The sequence below is a fragment of the Ruegeria sp. S263 genome, assembly GCF_056780525.1.
Genome location: NZ_CM165558.1, coordinates 1,190,301 through 1,206,727, shown reverse-complemented (window position 1 = coordinate 1,206,727; position 16,427 = coordinate 1,190,301). Strand labels below are relative to the sequence as shown.

Genomic DNA, 16,427 nt, shown 5'->3' with positions numbered 1-16,427 from the left:
CCTTCTTTTGGCTATTCGCCCGGCAGGCTGCCCGATCCATGCCCGGACATTCCGCCCGAGACTTCTTCGGTCGCCTCATCTGCCAGTTCGTGCGGCAGGATCAGGTTCAAAACGATAGCGATCAGTGCTGCAGGCAACAGGCCGCTTTTCATCAGGATGCCCAACGTGTCAGGCAGGTGCTGAACCGCATTGGGCTCGAGCTGTAAGCCAAACCCGATCGACAGCGAGATTGCAAAGATCACCATGTTGCGCCGGTTCCAGTCCACATCTGACAGCATCGAAACACCGGCTGCGACGACCATCCCAAACATCACAATCACACCACCACCCAGGACTTCGATGGGAACGGTACGGATGATCGCCCCGACCTTTGGAACAAGACCGCACAGGATCAGCAACAGCGCGCCAATCGTAACCACGTTGCGGCTCATCACACCGGTCATGGCGATCAGCCCGACATTCTGGCTGAAGGAGGTATTTGGCAAGCCACCAAACACACCAGCCAAGGCTGACCCGAAACCGTCCGCATAGGTGGCCCCGGCGATTTCCTTGTCAGTGGCTTCGCGCCCTGCCCCACCCTTGGTGACACCGGACACATCGCCCACGGTTTCAATCGCCGACACAAAGGCCATCAGGCAGAAACCGATGATCACCGCGAACGAGAACTCGAACCCGTATTTGAACGGCACCGGCAACGCAAAGGAAGCCGCGCGATCCCAACTTGTGCCAATCGCTTCGAACGTGACCATTCCAACCATCAGGGCGTACCCATAGCCAGCAACTAGGCCAATCAAAACAGCCGAGACAGAGAGCATCCCGCGCGTGAAGAACTTTAGCGCCAGCGTGACGATGATCACGACCAGAGCCGCCGACCAGTTCAGGGCCGACCCATATTCAGGCGTCCCGATGGCCGGAACACCTCCTGCCGCGTATTGAATGCCGACCTTGACCAGTGCCAGACCGATCATTGTGACCACCAGCCCGGTCACCAGAGGCGGCAGCGCAAAGCGGATTTTTCCGATCACAGTCCCCAACAAAGCATGGAAAAAACCGCCGACGATCACCCCACCGAACAAGGCCGCCAGGCCATCGACGCCTTTACCCGCGACCAGTGGAATCATGATGGGCAGAAAGGCAAAACTGGTGCCTTGCACGATGGGCAAAGCGGCACCGACCGGCCCGAGCGTTACTGTCTGCAGCAGCGTCGCGACGCCGGCAAACAGCATCGACATCTGGATCAGGTACAGCAACTCAGGAAAGTCCGGTGAGTTGGACCCAAATCCGAACCCGGCCGCCCCTGCCACGATGATCGCGGGCGTGACGTTGGATACGAACATCGCCAAGACGTGCTGGATGCCCAGCGGAACCGCCTTATGCAAAGCCGGAGTATAGTTCGGGTCCCGAAGCTGTTCGGGGGTCCCTATGGAAGTGTCAGCCATGAGTTACTGTCCTCTCTGTCAGGTTCACGGGGGTCTTGCCGCTTATCCTGCGGCTTCAACGGTCACGACATGACTTCGTAGAGCGTGTCGAACCAAAATTCCTCAAGGTTGGTGCCTGTGCCGATCCGATCGACAACCGCGAACAGGCCGGGGCCGTGCAGTGGTGTTAGAACGCCATGCCACGTGCCCCTGTGATAGTTCACCGCCTGCCCCGGAGTGGTAATGAACGCCACCGGCTCGCCCGGCTTACCGTTCTCGTCCAGGGCAACGATGACCAGAAAAGGCTGATGGGTCATGGGGATAAAGGCTTGGCTGCCATCAGGATGCCGCTCTACCATATCAAGCTGATATGGCAGGGCACGCGGGTTGGCGTTAAACAGGCTGATCCCTGCACGGCCATCCGAAAAATCCATCTCAGCACGGTCATGGAACCGGCCGCATTGACCCTGATTGATGATCTTGTCCGGGTCGCCTGCGACTTCGATCACATCCCCAAAAGGCGCGAACGCGGCGTGCGTCAGAGGGGTTGCCGCGATCCGCTTCATGAAGGCAGCACGTCTTGCAACCGGAACTCGGCAATACGTTCAACCTGACGACAGGCTTCGGCAAACTCCGTGTCTCGGTCCTGTTCAATCCGGCGTTGGAATGCGTCCAGAATCGAAGCCTTGTTGTGATCACGCACCGCAATGATGAAGGGAAATCCGAATTTCTGCGTATAGCGCGTGTTCAGATTCGTAAAAGCGTCGCGCTCAGCATCCGTTAGCGCGTCCAATCCGGCTGATGCCTGCTCGGACGTACTTTCCTGCGTCAATCGCTTGGCCTGCGCCAGCTTACCTGCGAGGTCCGGGTGCGCCGTCAGGACGTCCAGCCGCTCTGGTTCCGATGCGGATCGGAACATGCGAGTCAGCGCATTATGCAAGCCGCCAGCCGTGTCGTGGGCCGGACCCAGTTCCAGATCATAAGCACGTTCAGCGATCCAGGCAGAGTGTTCGAATATCCCGCCATAGGCTGTGACAAAGGCGTCCCGGTCCATCTCGGACGGTTTGGGCCGTGAGGCAGGGGGATGCTGTTCCGCCCAATGCGCGGCGATTTGCTGGCGGGTCGCGAACCAGACATCCGAATGCCCCTGCGCGTAGTCCAAGAACCGCTTCAGGGCCACGACCCGGCCCGGACGACCGATCAGACGGCAATGCAGGCCGATCGACAGCATCTTTGGCGAACCCGCCTCACCTTCTGCATAAAGCGCATCGAAACTGTCCTTGAGATACGCATAAAACTGATCGCCCGAGTTAAACCCCTGCGGCGTGGCAAAACGCATATCATTGCAATCCAGCGTGTAGGGGACGATCAACTGGTCCCGCCCACCAGCGTTCATCCAATAAGGCAGATCGTCAGCGTATGTGTCAGCCACGTAGGAAAAGCCGCCTTCTTCGGCGACCAACCGCACGGTGTTTTCGGAACAGCGCCCGGTGTACCACCCCACCGGGCGTTCACCGACAACCTCGGTATGAAGACGGATCGCCTCGGCAATCTGGGCGCGTTCCTCACCCTCGGGCATGTCCTTATGTTCAACCCACTTGAGGCCGTGGCTCGCGATCTCCCACCCTGCGGATTTCATCGCTGCAACCTGATCCGGGGAACGGGCCAAGGCCGTTGCGACACCGTAGACAGTGATCGGCAAGCCCTTCATCAACCGGTGCAAGCGCCAGAACCCGGCTCGCGATCCGTATTCATAGATCGACTCCATGTTCCAATGGCGCTGTCCCGGCCACTGGGCGGCTCCGACGATCTCGGACAGGAATGCCTCGGACGCGGCGTCCCCGTGCAGCACGCAGTTCTCTCCGCCCTCTTCATAATTCAGCACGATCTGAACCGCCAATTTCGCCCCACCTGGCCATTTGGCGTCTGGTGGGTTGGCTCCGTATCCGATCATGTCGCGGGGGTAACGAGGGGGCTGCATGATGTCTTCCGTCTTGTCTTTGTCACATTACCTACGCTTTACCGCAGAAACGCAGCGATGATTATCAAATCAATCCGAACGCTGTTTCCATTTCTTTCGGCATTCCCAAAGTTTCGGAATTCAAACCAGACTGTGTCAAACAAAACATGTGCGCTTTATGTGATAAGCATCAGCAAACCAATGAGACGATTAGAAATTAGGAGATTCCCGTGGCAGGTTATCTGACAACCCATGTTCTGGACACCGCGCGCGGCTGCCCGGCAGAGGGGCTGAAAATTGAGCTGTTCGAAATCACGGACGGAAATCGCCGTAAGCTGGCCGAGACCAAAACCAACGAGGACGGGCGCACAAACAGCCCGATCCTGCCGCAGGACGACTTTACAACCGGTACGTATGAACTGGTTTTCTTCGCCGGTGACTATTTGCGCGCAACCGGTCAGTCCGCAGAAGAACCGCTGTTTCTAGACGAAGTTCCCATCCGGTTCGGCATGTCCGATGCCGAAGCCCACTACCACGTGCCGCTTTTACTGTCGCCTTACGGGTACTCAACCTATCGCGGCAGTTGAGGGCTCAAACCTCGGAATTGCGGACAACGTCCCCGATCCGGGCAATCATGAAATCCATAAACAACCGCGCCTTAGGGTCCTGATGCCTGCGGTGCGTATAAAGACACGCCATCTGGACGGAAACCGGTGGCGTGTCTGTGGCGACGGGGACGAGACGCCCCGCTTTCAGGTGGTCCGTCACCTCAAAAACGGGCTTCATCGCGATACCTTGCCCTGACAAGGCCCAGTCCGTCAGAACGTCCCCATCATCACATTCAAACCGACCGGTCACCGCAAAGCGTTTGGCCCCCTCGGGTGTTCCCAGTTGCCACTGAAATTCAGCAGCACCCGGAAACCGCAAGTTCAGGCATTCGTGCTTTTCCGAAATCAGGTCCGATCCGGTTTTGGGCATGCCCCGACGTTTTATGTATTCCGGGGCAGCACACAGGACGCGCTGACAATCCGCGATCTTCCGGATGCGCAAAGTGCTGTCTTCTGGCTGACCTATGAAAAACGCTAAATCCAACCCTTCAGTCGTCAGGTCAACGGATCGGTCCGTCAGGCGCAGCCGAACGTCGATCTCGGGGTATGCTGCAAGAAAATCAGGTACATGTGGGGCAAGCAGCCTGCGCCCTACACCCAGCGGTGCCGCGACGAACAACGACCCGCGCGGTGCTTCGGTCAGATGAACCACCTGCGCCTCAGCCTCATCAACCGCGTCCAGAACTGCCACCGCGCCGGGATAAAATGCCCGCCCTTGCTCAGTCGGGCTGAGGTTGCGCGTCGTGCGCTGGAACAGGCGGACACCCAGATGATCCTCAAGCTGGGAAATCCGCGCCGAGGTGACCGCAGGGGAAATGCGCAGGTCGCGCCCTGCGGCGGACATGCTACCCAAATCATAGACCCTGACGAAGGTTCGGATATTGTCGAGATAGGACATCTTATCGTTTTTTTTGATACAGTTTGACAATATACGGGAATACCGAAGAAAACCGCGTTTGCCTAGTGTGGCGGCAACCAATCGGAGAGACCTCTCATGTTCGAATTCGCCGTGTTCTGGGACTGGATGGCATTTGCCCTGCGCTGGCTGCACGTAATCACCGCAATCGCCTGGATCGGATCATCCTTTTATTTCATCGCGCTGGACCTTGGCCTGAACCGCAATATCCCCGGACCTGCAGATGGTGAGGAATGGCAGGTCCATGGCGGTGGTTTCTACCACATTCAAAAATACCTGGTCGCGCCCGAACGGATGCCGGACCACCTGACCTGGTTCAAATGGGAAAGCTACGCGACCTGGCTCAGCGGTGCCGGATTGCTGATGATCGTCTACTGGGTCGGCGGAGAGCTGTATCTGATCGACGCGGAAAAGGCGGATCTCGCCTTATGGCAGGGTATTGCGATTTCGGCAGCTTCCCTGACCGTCGGCTGGCTGATCTACGATTTTCTCTGCAAGTCAGGCCTGGGCGAGCGTCCAACGCTGCTGATGGTGCTTCTGTTCGTCCTGCTTGTGGCGATGGGCTGGGGGTACAATCAGATTTTCACTGGTCGGGCGATGATGCTGCATCTGGGCGCGTTCACGGCGACGATCATGACCGCCAATGTGTTTTTCATCATCATGCCGAACCAGCGCATCGTGGTGGATGACCTGAAGAACGGCCGCACTCCGGACCCGAAATACGGAAAAATCGCAAAGCTGCGCTCGACCCACAACAACTATCTGACGCTGCCTGTCGTATTCCTGATGCTGTCGAACCACTACCCGCTGGCCTTTGCGACGGAATACAATTGGATCATCGCTGCACTGGTCTTCTTGATGGGCGTCACGATCCGCCATTACTTCAATACACGCCACGCACGCGCGGGTGATCCCACATGGACATGGCTGGTCACAGCCTTGCTGTTCATCGCGATCATGTGGCTGTCCACGGCACCAATGTATAAACCGCTAGAAGAGGCAGAGGCGCAGCCCCTTACGCCGTATGAGCAGAAGTTTGCAGCCGCTGAAGGGTTTGAAGAGGCCCATGATGTCGTCTTGGGTCGATGCTCGATGTGTCACGCCCGCGAACCCGTGTGGGAGGGCATCCAATGGGCCCCTAAGGGCGTGCTGCTGGAAACCGAAGGTGACATTGCCCGAAACGCAAAACAGATATACCTGCAATCGGGTGTCAGCCACGCCATGCCCCCGGCCAATGTGACCTATATGGAACCAGAAGATCGCGAAGCTATCATCCGTTGGTTCCGCAACGTGGGATCATAAGCCCGAGACTGGTCGACCACACAAATGCGAATTCGACAGGTCCGGCCAAAAATTCTCTTCCCTGCGCGAAAATTGATGCTCTAACATGGCTTTAACGAACCGTCGCGTTGCACAAGGCGGTGACCTAAAACTCGATTTGGGGCAGTTGGAGCCAAAAGATGCAGGGAAACGGGCGGCACGCCGTTTTTAGGAATTGCCTTTTTGGTGCTCTCTCGCTTGTTTTACCCACATCTGTTGCGGCGCTTGAAACGACCCTGACCGCGCCGGGTGCGCCAAGCAAGTTGGTGGAACGGATCGAAGAAACCTCTTCGGTTGCAACGGCCGAGTCTCGCGGTCTGGACACTCCGCTGGAAATTCTGTCAGCCGCATTGTCAGATTACCGGACCATCGTTCAAATTCTCTATGACGAAGGGTATTTCAGCCCGGTCGTCAGCATCAAGCTGGACGGTCAGGAAGCGGCGGAAATCAGTTCACTCAGCGTCCCCGCGCAAATCAACCGCGCGGTAGTTACAGTAAACACGGGCCCCACCTTCAAGTTCGGCGAAGCCGTCGTTGTTCCATTGGCCCCTGAAACCGAGTTGCCCGAAGATTTTGCAACAGGCCAGTTGGCCACGACCGGCGCCATTCAACGCGCGGCCTCTGCCGGTGTGCAGGGTTGGCGCGACGCGGGTCACGCCAAGGCCGGGGTTGAGGACGAACAGGTCATCGCGCGGCATGCGCAGGCCAGGCTGGATGCGCGTGTCGATCTGGCACCGGGGCCACGCCTGACCTTCGGGAAAATGTTCATCAAGGGCGACTCGGACGTGCGCCACAGGTCCATCGAAAAAGTTGCCGGATTCCCGTCGGGCGAGGTTTACTCGCCCGAGCAAATTCAAAAAGTTGGAACACGCCTGCGTCGGACCGGAACGTTCAACGTGGTTTCCATCGAAGAACATGAAACCCCGAACCCAGATGGGACGCTGGATTTTGACGCCTATTTCGAAGATTTGCCGAAACGTCGCCTGACTTTCGGGTTCGAGATCGCCTCGCGCGATGGGATCGACGTGACCGCAACCTGGACGCATCGTAACGTATTCCGGCGTGCCGAAAGGCTGCGTTTCGAAGCTGCGCTTCGCAATATTGGCGGGGCCGAGGACTTGGACGGACGTATCGGTCTTCGTCTGGATCAACCCGACAGGCTGGGCCCGGACGACAACACATTCTGGAGCGCGTTGATCGAACGTCGGAACACCGACAACTACAACGTAACAATCACGTCACTGGCCTATGGTGCACGGCGCACATTCTCAGACCGCCTTTATGCCGAAGCCTCGGCCGGCTTTCAGTGGTCAAATGCCGATGACGCCTTTGGGGATGGTCGCAAGTTCCGTTACTTCATTATACCGACGCGGTCCGAATGGGACCAACGAGACAGCAAGGTCAGCGCGACGCGCGGGTTCTATCTGGATTCTCAGATCATGCCATTCGTCGGGCTGTCTGGCACGGAAACAGGCATTCGATTCTTCTTTGACGGACGCGGCTACACCAGCCTAAACACCGAAGGACGCATCGTTCTGGCCGGTCGGGTTCAGGTCGGGTCGGTCCTTGGCCCCTCGCTGGATGGTGTGACGCCCGACTTCCTGTTTTTCTCGGGCGGGGCCGGTACCGTACGCGGGCAACCTTTTGAAAGCCTCGGCATCCCGGTTGGAAACGAAGTTGCTGGCGGTAAGTCCTTTCTTGGCCTCTCCGGCGAGGTGCGTGGGAAAATAACCGAGACGATATCGCTGGTCGGATTTTATGACTATGGTGTGGTGGACTCCTCGTCTTTTGTCACCAGCGCCGCGGCTTCTCATTCCGGTGCGGGTTTGGGGGTCAGGTATGACTTGGGCGGATTTGGCCCGCTACGTCTGGATCTAGCGGTGCCTGTTCAGGGCGACACAGGCGACGGCCTGCAGTTTTATATCGGGATCGGACAGGCATTTTGATACGGCGATATTCATATCCTGTGCTGGCCGCGACACTTATCCTGACCGCGCCGCCTGTGGTCGCGCAGGAAGATGGCGGCGGCAGTATGCTGGAGAACTTTCTCCAGGACACGCTGTCGGGCGACAATCAGAACGTAACGGTGACCGGCCTTCAGGGTGCACTTAGCGCGCGCGCGACAATCGAGGAAATTACCATCGCAGACGACGAAGGCGTCTGGCTGACCATCAAGGACGCGCAGCTTGACTGGAACCGTCTGGCGCTGATCCGTGGCAGGTTTTCGGTCAACTCCCTAACCGCGCAAGAGATCGACATTGCCCGCGCACCCGGTGCGACGACGACAGACGAACCAGCGGCAACCGTCGAAACGCAGCCCTTCCAACTGCCAGAACTGCCCGTCGCAATTGAAATCGGAGAAATCCGCATTGACGAAGTGTCTTTGGGTGAACCTCTGATCGGGGTCGCTGCGGACCTTTCGATCAACGGCAACCTGTCTCTGGCGGACGGAACGCTTGATACATCGCTGGATGTAACCCGTCTGGACCGCGCAGGGGATGAGATCAAGCTGACGGCAGGATTTGAAAACGCCACGAGCGAGATCAATCTGGACCTGCAAGTGACCGAGGCTGCAGGCGGGTTGATTTCGACCGCCTTGAAAATCCCCGACAGCCCCCCGATTGGCCTGACCGCCAAGGGATCAGGGCCGCTTACCGATTTCACAGCCGATATCGGGTTGAGCAGCGACAACCAACAACGCGTTTCAGGGCAAGTGCGCCTGCGTGCGGCTGATGGTGGCGCGCAACAAGGGATCGCCTTTACAACAGACCTGAGCGGCGATCTGACCCCGTTCCTGACCCCAGAAATTGATCCGTTCTTCGGGACGGACACACGCCTGTTCGTGGACGGCCAAACCAAACCCGAAGGCGCGCTTGAGGTGTCAGATCTTGATCTGACCACACAGGCGCTGAACCTAAAGGGGGAATTGGAACTGGCTGAAGGCGGCTCACTCCAACTGGCTGCCCTTCAGGGCCGCATCACACCGCCCGACGGTGAGGCGGTCGTGTTGCCGGTCGCTGGCGGTGAAACGTCCATTGAAGCTGCGCAAATTTCCGCCCTGTACGACCACAAGAACGGAAACCTCTGGGATCTGAGCCTGACTGCAAACGCATTCAAATCACCGCAGGCCAATCTGCAAAACGCGCGTATCAGCGCGCAGGGCGTGCTGGACCAAGGCGAGGCTCTGGCCGTCAGCGGGGATGTTCAGGCCAGTGTCACTGGTATCGACCTGACCGATCCGGCCCTGAACACAGCTGTCGGTCAGCGCATCACGTTAGACGGACAATTCGATTATGGCAGCGATCAATCGCTTAACCTGTCCGGGTTCGAACTGATCGGGTCTGACTACGCACTGGCTTTGGACGCGTTGATTGACGGTCTGACAAGCGGATTGACCGTGGATGGATCAGCGACGCTTGAGGCAACCGATCTGGCGCGGTTTTCGGATATCGCCAAGCTTGACCTTAAGGGGCAGGTGTCGGCGCGGGTCGAAGGGAAAGGGTCACCGCTTGAGGGCAGTTTTGACGGGACGCTGTTTGTTGACGGCAGCGATCTGGCCACCGGACGCGACGACATTGATCCGGTGATCACAGGGGAAACTACGATCTCACTGGACGGCAAACGCGGGTCTGACGGCATCACGATCCGGTCTTTTGAACTGAACAGTGAAGCGGCTCAGGCACAGGCAAACGGTGTGGTCACAACGCCAAATGGAAACCTGACCATCGACGGGCAAGCGCAGGTCAACGCACCGGATTTGTCCGTTTTCTCGGGTCTGGCCCAGCGCGATCTTGGCGGCTCACTTCGCGCCGAAGTCGACGGCACCGGTACTGTTCAGACGTTGGAGTTTGACGGCACTGCAAGTGTGGTTGGCAGGAACCTGCAAACCGGCATGGCTGACATCGACCCGCTTTTGACCGGCCAAACCACTATTCAGTGGGACGGTGCACGCTCTGCCGATCAGATCGAGATTCGAAACGCGACGGTGAATGGCAAAGCCCTAAGCGCACAGGTACAGGCAACAGTGACCGACCCGACCGGAGAGCCATCCGGCAATGGCGAGGCGCGCATTGATGTGCCAGACCTATCCCTATTCTCGGGGATGGCGGGTCGGGACCTGACCGGTTCTGTGACCGCCAATTTCCAGGGCAGCGGCGATCTGGCGACCCGCGCCTTTGATATTCAGGGCAACCTGGACGCCGACGACATTCAAGTCGGTATCGACTTTGTCGACAAGCTTGTGAATGGCCGCACAACCTTGACCGTGGACGCCCAAAACGGGGATCAGGGTCTGGAGGTTCGAAATTTCCGCCTGCAGGGGTCGGCCATTTCAGCCAATGCATCAGGAAAAGTCGCGCGCGAAGCCGGAGGGTTGAACTATTTTGTCCAACTGGATGACGTCGCGCGGATCACACAAACTCTGTCCGGTCCACTGACGCTGGAGGGGAACGTGGCACCCACGTCGTCCGGTCTGGAAGGAACGGCAAACTTGCGCGGTCCGGACAGTTCCTACGCCACATTGGAAGGGTCCGTGGATTCAGACGGCGCGGCGGATCTGGTTTTTGATGCAAAACTAAACCGGATTGAGCGGTTCGCCCCGGAATTCCCCGGTACGATTGCCGCGAATGGTACAGCGAAACGTGACAACGGCGTTTGGACGATCGACACAACGGCTGAAGGTCCCGCAGAAATCAGCAGCCAGGTTTCCGGCACATTTGACGAAGCATCTGGTGAGGCCGACCTGAAAGCCGCAGGTGGAGTCAATATCGGTATCGCCAACCTGTTCATTACCCCCAACAAGATCGACGGTACGGCACGGTTTGATCTGGCGTTAAAGGGGAAACCTTCTTTGGAAGCGCTGAGTGGAACGGTAACCACCTCGGGCACCTCTTTGGCAATTCCCGGTGCCGGGCAGACCATCACGGGTATCAGCGGGTCAGTGGAACTGGCCCAAAGCCGCGCGACGATTTCCCTCAGCGGCGGGCCGCGCGCCGGTGGTAACTTTGTCGTGGCAGGCCCGGTAGACCTGACGCCGCCCTTCAACGCAAATATCACGACAACGCTCAACAGTCTCGTTCTGACCGACCAGCTTTTGTATGAAACAACGCTGAACGGCCAAATCGCGATGACCGGCGCTTTGGCTGGCAACAGTTCAATTGCGGGACAGATCACGTTTGAAGAAACAAATATCAATCTGGCCGCTGCATCCGGGGCGGTTGGGGCCGCGCCTATTCCCGACATTCAACATATTGGCGAAGGCTCGGCCAGCTTGATCACCCGCGAACGCGCAGGGCTGGTTGTTGACGAAGAAGCAACGCCCAGCGTTTCCCGCATTTCTCTCGACATTGCGCTTTTGGCACCAAAAGCTGTCTTTGTGCGCGGGCGCGGTGTGAACGCGGAACTTGGTGGTCGTTTGTTTATTGGCGGCACAACGTCTTCGGTGGTGCCATCAGGTCAAATCGAACTGATCCGTGGTAACTTGGACATTCTGGGCCGCAGACTTGCGCTGACCAAAGGCATCGTGACCCTGCAAGGCGACCTGACCCCCTATATCGAGTTCGAGTCGTCCGCCAGCACGTCGGACGGCACGGCAACGATTGAAATCGCGGGACCACTAGATGCGCCGGAAGTAGACGTGTTTTCCGACCCCGAGCGCCCTGCGGAAGAGGCGCTGGCGATGCTTCTGTTCGGCAACCGCTTTTCCGAATTGTCGCCGTTTGTCATCGCGCAAATGGCTGCATCACTTGCCCAACTCAGCGGTGCGGGCGGGGACGCCACCAAGGGGCTGCGGGATGCGACCGGTGTAGACTCGGTGGACATCGGAGCGACCGAAGGCGGCGCGGGTCGATTGGGTGCAGGGGCTTACTTGAGTGACAATCTCTACACCGATTTCACCGTGAACACCGAAGGCGATACCGAGGTGAACCTGAATCTTGATGTAACCGACAATTTCACCGTTCGCGGAACAGTTGACGGACGCGGGGAAACAGGTGTCGGGGTGTTTTTCGAACGCGACTACTAAGCCCGCCGTATCCCAATCGCCTGCCCGGCCTGAGGGGCTGCGTCCAACCCTGCGTGATCACGCACCATTTGGGCAAGCCGTTCTGCAGCCCAGTCCGGGTAAGCGACCGAACGCCCGGTCTTATGGCTGACATTCATGAACAACGCCTCTTGCGTTGCACAGACTTCACCGTCGTTTTCTGACAGCATCTGCGCAAAATAATGGCCCCTCTTGTGGTCTGCATCCAGCAGGCGAATCCGATAAAAGAAGGGTTCGTTCTCCTGTACTTCGCGCAGGAAAGTCATATGCGACTGCAAGACATAGGGCCCCTGCCCCAAAGCCGCCACTTGCACTTCGCCAAGGCCCAAATGCTCGACCATCAGCTTTTCCAGCGCCAAATCGAAGGCCACACCGTAGTAGCCGACATTCATGTGGCCGTTATAGTCGATCCATTCCGGTAGCACCCGGAAACCCCGAATTTCGACCGGCGCGTCATAGGGGCCGTCATGCCCGCTTAGGGGTTCAGTCATCTGCGTCCTCCTCAAAAATCGCAACGGCCCGAACAAAGCCCGCCGACGCGCCCTTGATCTTGAAAGGAAAGCACGAGATTTCAAACCCCGTTGGCGGCAGGTCTTCGAGGTTGGCCAGCTTTTCCATGTGGCAATACCCGATCTCCATCGAGGCGCGATGCCCCTCCCAGATGATCGAAGCATCCTGCGTCTCAGCATATTCCTGCGCGGTCAGGGCAAAGGGCGCATCCCAGCTCCAGGCGTCCGTACCGGTCACGCGGACGCCGCGTTCCGTCAGGTACAGCGTCGCCTCACGGCCCATTCCGCAACCTTTCATCAAATAGTCAGGCTGACCATAACGCGTTCCCGCAGACGTATTGACGATCACGATGTCCAGCGGTTGCAGATCGTGACCTATGCGCTTCAGCTCTGCCGCGACGTCGGCGGCGGTCGCAACATAACCGTCATCGAAATGCCGGAAGTCCAGCTTCACACCTGGATTCATGCACCATTCGAGCGGCACCTCGTCTATGGTAATCGCGCGTTCGCCGTTGTTCATGGTCGAGTGGTGGTGATATGGCGCATCCAGATGGGTACCATTATGGGTCGCGATCTGAAGACGCTCAATCGCCCAACCTTCACCCCCCGGCAGATCATCTTTTTGCAAGCCCGGAAAAAAGGACATGATCTGTTCTGCGGTCTGGTCGTGAGTCAGGTATTCGATTTCGGGCAACATGATCGGCGGGTCGGATACGATCCCGGTTTCCAGCGGAACGGACAAATCGACAAAACGGCGCGGCATGAAACCCTCCATCACCCCAAGCGGTGATAGGTTTGGCCGCATCTAACCTTCTGTCAAGGAAAGAAAAAGGCGGCCACTGGGACCCCCTTTTCTACCTATTCCGCCGCGATGGCGTCTTCGATTTTCTCAACCCGAATGGCCGAGAACTTGAACTCGGGGATTTTGCCATAGGGATCGATGGCCGAGTTGGTCAGAATATTTGCCGCCGCCTCGACATAGGCAAAGGGGATGAACACCATGTCCTCGGCGATTGCGCGGTCGGCACGCACCATGATCTCGATCGTCCCGCGACGCGTTGTCAGGCGGATGGTCTCGCCCGGTTCGATCTCCATCAGCTTGAGCGTGCGCGGGTTCATCGAACAGTTTGCTTCGGGTTCCACGGCGTCCAGAACCGTAGCGCGTCGCGTCATCGACCCGGTGTGCCAATGTTCCAACTGGCGACCCGTGGTGGCGATCATCGGATATTCCTCATCCGGGGCTTCATCGGGCGGGATGACGCTGGCCGGGGTGAATTTCGCCTTGCCATCCGAACGTGGGAAACCGTCGCCGAACACGATGGACTGGCCCGGATCGGTTTCAGACAGCGACGGGTAGGTGATCGTCTCGGTCTCGAGCCGGTCCCAGGTGATGTTGTCCAGCGAGGCCATCGTCAGTTTCATCTCGGCAAAGACCTGCGACACATCGGTGTAATCCCAGTTCAGCCCGATGCGCTGCGCCAGTTCGACAGTGATCTTCCAATCCTCACGCGCCTCCCCCGGAGGGGTCACGGCGGGACGCACCCGCTGTACCTGACGGTTGGTATTCGACACCGTGCCGTTCTTTTCATAGAGCGCCGAGGCAGGCAGGATGATGTCAGCATAATTCGCCGTTTCGGTCAGGAAGATATCCTGCACGATCATCAGGTCCAGCTTGGCCAGCGCGTCGCGGGCATGATTCACATCAGGGTCGGACATGGCCGGGTTTTCGCCCATGATATACATGCCTTTGATGTTGCCGGCATAGGCTTGATCAATGATCTCGGTGACAGTCAGCCCCTTCTCGTTCGAGAAATCGTCCGAGTTCCAAACGTCGTTGAACTTGGCGCGGACGCCATCGTCAGTCACGCTCTGGTAGTCCGGCAGGAACATCGGGATCAGACCCGCGTCCGAGGCCCCCTGCACATTGTTCTGACCCCGCAGCGGGTGCAGACCAGCGCCGGGTTTACCGACATTGCCCGTCATCAGCGCAAGGCTGATCAGGCAACGCGAATTGTCGGTGCCGTGGATGTGCTGGCTGACGCCCATCCCCCAGAAGATCAGACCAGCCTTGGCCTGCGCAAAGGCGCGCGCGACACGGCGCAACTGATCCGGTTCGATGCCACAGATCGGCGACATCGCCTCGGGCGTGAAGGCGCGCAGATGCTCTTTCTCGGCCTCCCAGTTCTCGGTCCAGCGGTGGATGTATTGGCTGTCATAGAGCTCTTCCTCGACGATCACATTCATGATCGCGTTCAGCATCGAAACATCGGCCCCCGGGCGGAACTGCAGCATCTCATCTGCGAACTTCCGCATCCCAACGCCGCGCGGGTCCATCACGATCAGCTTGCCGCCCCGTTTGGTGAACTGCTTGAAATAGGTCGCGGCGACGGGGTGGTTTTCGATCGGGTTGGCCCCAATGATGATTGCCACATCCGCGTTTTCGATCTCGTTGAAGGTAGCGGTCACCGCGCCCGATCCCACGTTCTCGATCAGAGCGGCCACCGACGACGCGTGGCATAGACGGGTGCAGTGGTCAACATTGTTGTGCTTGAAGCCCTGACGGATGAACTTCTGGAATAGGTAGGCTTCTTCGTTGGTGCATTTGGCCGAGCCAAAACCCGCAACGCTGCGCGGATCTTCGTCGCGCAGAGCCACCAGTTTGGAGGCCGCAAGCTCCATCGCCTCGTCCCAGGTCGCTTCGCGGAAATGGGTCGACAGGTCCGACGGATCGACATTCAGCCCCTTCTCAGGCGCACCCTCACGCCGGATCAGCGGCTTGGTCAGGCGGTGCGGGTGGTGGATATAGTCGAAACCAAACCGGCCTTTGACACACAAACGGCCTTCGTTGGCGGGGCCGTTGATGCCCTCGACATATTTGACCTTACCGTCCTTGACCTTCAGCGAGACCTTGCAGCCCACACCGCAGAACGGGCAGACGCTTTCTGTCTCAGAGTCGTAGTCTTTGCTGTCACCTTTCTGCTGATCGTCAAGCACGGTAGCGGGCATCAGCGCACCAGTCGGGCAAGCCTGCACGCATTCGCCGCAGGCCACACAGGTCGAATCGCCCATCGGGTCGTTCTGGTCGAACACCACCTGCGCCGTATGACCACGACCGGCCATGCCGATCACGTCATTCACCTGCACTTCACGGCAGGCCCGGACGCAGAGGTTGCAGTTGATGCAGGCGTCCAGATTGACGCGCATCGCAATGTGGCTGTCATCCAGCAGAGGGATCTTTTCGGCCTCTTTTGCGGGGAAACGGCTGCCCGAGACATCGTTCAGCTTGGCCATGTCCCAGAAATGGCTGGAGGCGTCGTGCGCTTCTTCGGGCTGGTCCGCGACCAGCAGTTCCATAACCATTGCGCGAGATTTCTCGGCGCGGTCGCTGTCAGTCTTCACGACCATCCCATCCGCTGCAGGACGGATGCACGAAGCGACCAGAGTGCGCTCGCCTTCCACCTCGACCATACAGGCGCGGCAGTTACCGTCGGGTTTGTAGCCCGGCTGCGGCTTGTGGCACAGGTGAGGGATGGTGAACCCCTGCCCCTTGGCGGCTTCCCAGATGGTCCAGCCCTCGGGCACGGTGACATCTTCGCCGTTCAGGTTGAAGGTGACGGTCTTGGTTGGGCTTGCGTCTAGCATGGCTCTGTCTCCCC

11 protein-coding genes are annotated in these 16,427 nt (G+C 58.5%); 4 read left to right on the top strand and 7 right to left on the bottom strand.

The genetic code is table 11. From position 1 onward, the window contains the following. Positions 1–11: 11 nt before the first annotated feature. The 3 genes from ACT2B1_RS06005 to puuE all read right to left on the bottom strand — a co-directional run bounded on the left by ACT2B1_RS06005 (position 12) and on the right by puuE (position 3,399). On the bottom strand, positions 12–1,439 hold the full coding sequence (locus tag ACT2B1_RS06005; protein WP_481668764.1) for a nucleobase:cation symporter-2 family protein: 1,428 nt from the start codon (positions 1,437–1,439) through the stop codon (positions 12–14). Positions 1,440–1,501: 62 nt separating this feature from the next. Further along, positions 1,502–1,984, bottom strand: coding sequence for an ureidoglycolate lyase (locus ACT2B1_RS06000; RefSeq protein WP_481668763.1), 483 nt, complete (start codon positions 1,982–1,984; stop codon positions 1,502–1,504). Continuing rightward, positions 1,981–3,399, bottom strand: a complete 1,419-nt coding sequence (gene puuE, locus ACT2B1_RS05995; protein WP_171241076.1) for an allantoinase PuuE — start codon at positions 3,397–3,399, stop codon at positions 1,981–1,983. Before puuE ends, ACT2B1_RS06000 begins: the two co-directional genes overlap by 4 nt. 209 nt (positions 3,400–3,608) lie before the next feature. On the opposite strand from puuE, the gene uraH reads away from it, so the two are divergent. Then, entirely contained in the window at positions 3,609–3,965 is a 357-nt protein-coding gene (gene uraH / locus ACT2B1_RS05990; RefSeq protein ID WP_171121802.1) for a hydroxyisourate hydrolase, read from the top strand. Positions 3,966–3,969: 4 nt separating this feature from the next. On the opposite strand, the gene ACT2B1_RS05985 is transcribed toward uraH, so the two are convergent. Then, the gene (locus tag ACT2B1_RS05985; RefSeq protein WP_481668762.1) at positions 3,970–4,884 is read right to left on the bottom strand and encodes a LysR family transcriptional regulator; all 915 of its coding nucleotides are present in this window, start codon (positions 4,882–4,884) and stop codon (positions 3,970–3,972) included. A 96-nt stretch (positions 4,885–4,980) separates the two neighbouring features. On the opposite strand from ACT2B1_RS05985, the gene ACT2B1_RS05980 reads away from it, so the two are divergent. The 3 genes from ACT2B1_RS05980 (at position 4,981) to ACT2B1_RS05970 (ending at position 12,244) form a co-directional block, all read left to right on the top strand. Further along, complete coding sequence (locus tag ACT2B1_RS05980) at positions 4,981–6,204, top strand: urate hydroxylase PuuD (protein ID WP_481668761.1); 1,224 nt, start codon at positions 4,981–4,983, stop codon at positions 6,202–6,204. Positions 6,205–6,362: 158 nt separating this feature from the next. Then, a complete protein-coding gene (locus tag ACT2B1_RS05975) occupies positions 6,363–8,168 on the top strand; it encodes an autotransporter assembly complex protein TamA (protein ID WP_481668760.1) in 1,806 nt (601 codons plus the stop codon). Beyond that, the gene (locus ACT2B1_RS05970) at positions 8,165–12,244 is read left to right on the top strand and encodes a translocation/assembly module TamB domain-containing protein (RefSeq protein WP_481668759.1); all 4,080 of its coding nucleotides are present in this window, start codon (positions 8,165–8,167) and stop codon (positions 12,242–12,244) included. The genes ACT2B1_RS05975 and ACT2B1_RS05970 overlap by 4 nt, the downstream gene beginning before the upstream one ends. Here ACT2B1_RS05970 and ACT2B1_RS05965 read toward each other — a convergent pair. From ACT2B1_RS05965 to fdhF, 3 genes are all read right to left on the bottom strand, one after another. After that, positions 12,241–12,753, bottom strand: a complete 513-nt coding sequence (locus ACT2B1_RS05965) for a thioesterase family protein (protein WP_171241074.1) — start codon at positions 12,751–12,753, stop codon at positions 12,241–12,243. The two genes, ACT2B1_RS05970 and ACT2B1_RS05965, sit on opposite strands and share 4 nt — an antisense overlap. Further along, a complete protein-coding gene (locus ACT2B1_RS05960) occupies positions 12,746–13,534 on the bottom strand; it encodes a cyclase family protein (protein ID WP_171121797.1) in 789 nt (262 codons plus the stop codon). The genes ACT2B1_RS05965 and ACT2B1_RS05960 overlap by 8 nt, the downstream gene beginning before the upstream one ends. Positions 13,535–13,629: 95 nt before the next feature. Next, a complete protein-coding gene (fdhF, locus tag ACT2B1_RS05955; protein ID WP_481668758.1) occupies positions 13,630–16,413 on the bottom strand; it encodes a formate dehydrogenase subunit alpha in 2,784 nt (927 codons plus the stop codon). Positions 16,414–16,427: the final 14 nt, after the last annotated feature.

Bases quoted from the DNA above. Each gene is read 5' to 3' on its own strand.
- ACT2B1_RS06005 (WP_481668764.1), bottom strand. From the start codon at position 1,439: ATGGCTGACACTTCCATAGGGACCCCCGAACAGCTTCGGGACCCGAAC.
- ACT2B1_RS06000 (WP_481668763.1), bottom strand. From the start codon at position 1,984: ATGAAGCGGATCGCGGCAACCCCTCTGACGCACGCCGCGTTCGCGCCT.
- puuE (WP_171241076.1), bottom strand. From the start codon at position 3,399: ATGCAGCCCCCTCGTTACCCCCGCGACATGATCGGATACGGAGCCAAC.
- ACT2B1_RS05985 (WP_481668762.1), bottom strand. From the start codon at position 4,884: ATGTCCTATCTCGACAATATCCGAACCTTCGTCAGGGTCTATGATTTG.
- ACT2B1_RS05980 (WP_481668761.1), top strand. From the start codon at position 4,981: ATGTTCGAATTCGCCGTGTTCTGGGACTGGATGGCATTTGCCCTGCGC.
- ACT2B1_RS05975 (WP_481668760.1), top strand. From the start codon at position 6,363: ATGCAGGGAAACGGGCGGCACGCCGTTTTTAGGAATTGCCTTTTTGGT.
- ACT2B1_RS05965 (WP_171241074.1), bottom strand. From the start codon at position 12,753: ATGACTGAACCCCTAAGCGGGCATGACGGCCCCTATGACGCGCCGGTC.
- ACT2B1_RS05960 (WP_171121797.1), bottom strand. From the start codon at position 13,534: ATGCCGCGCCGTTTTGTCGATTTGTCCGTTCCGCTGGAAACCGGGATC.
- fdhF (WP_481668758.1), bottom strand. From the start codon at position 16,413: ATGCTAGACGCAAGCCCAACCAAGACCGTCACCTTCAACCTGAACGGC.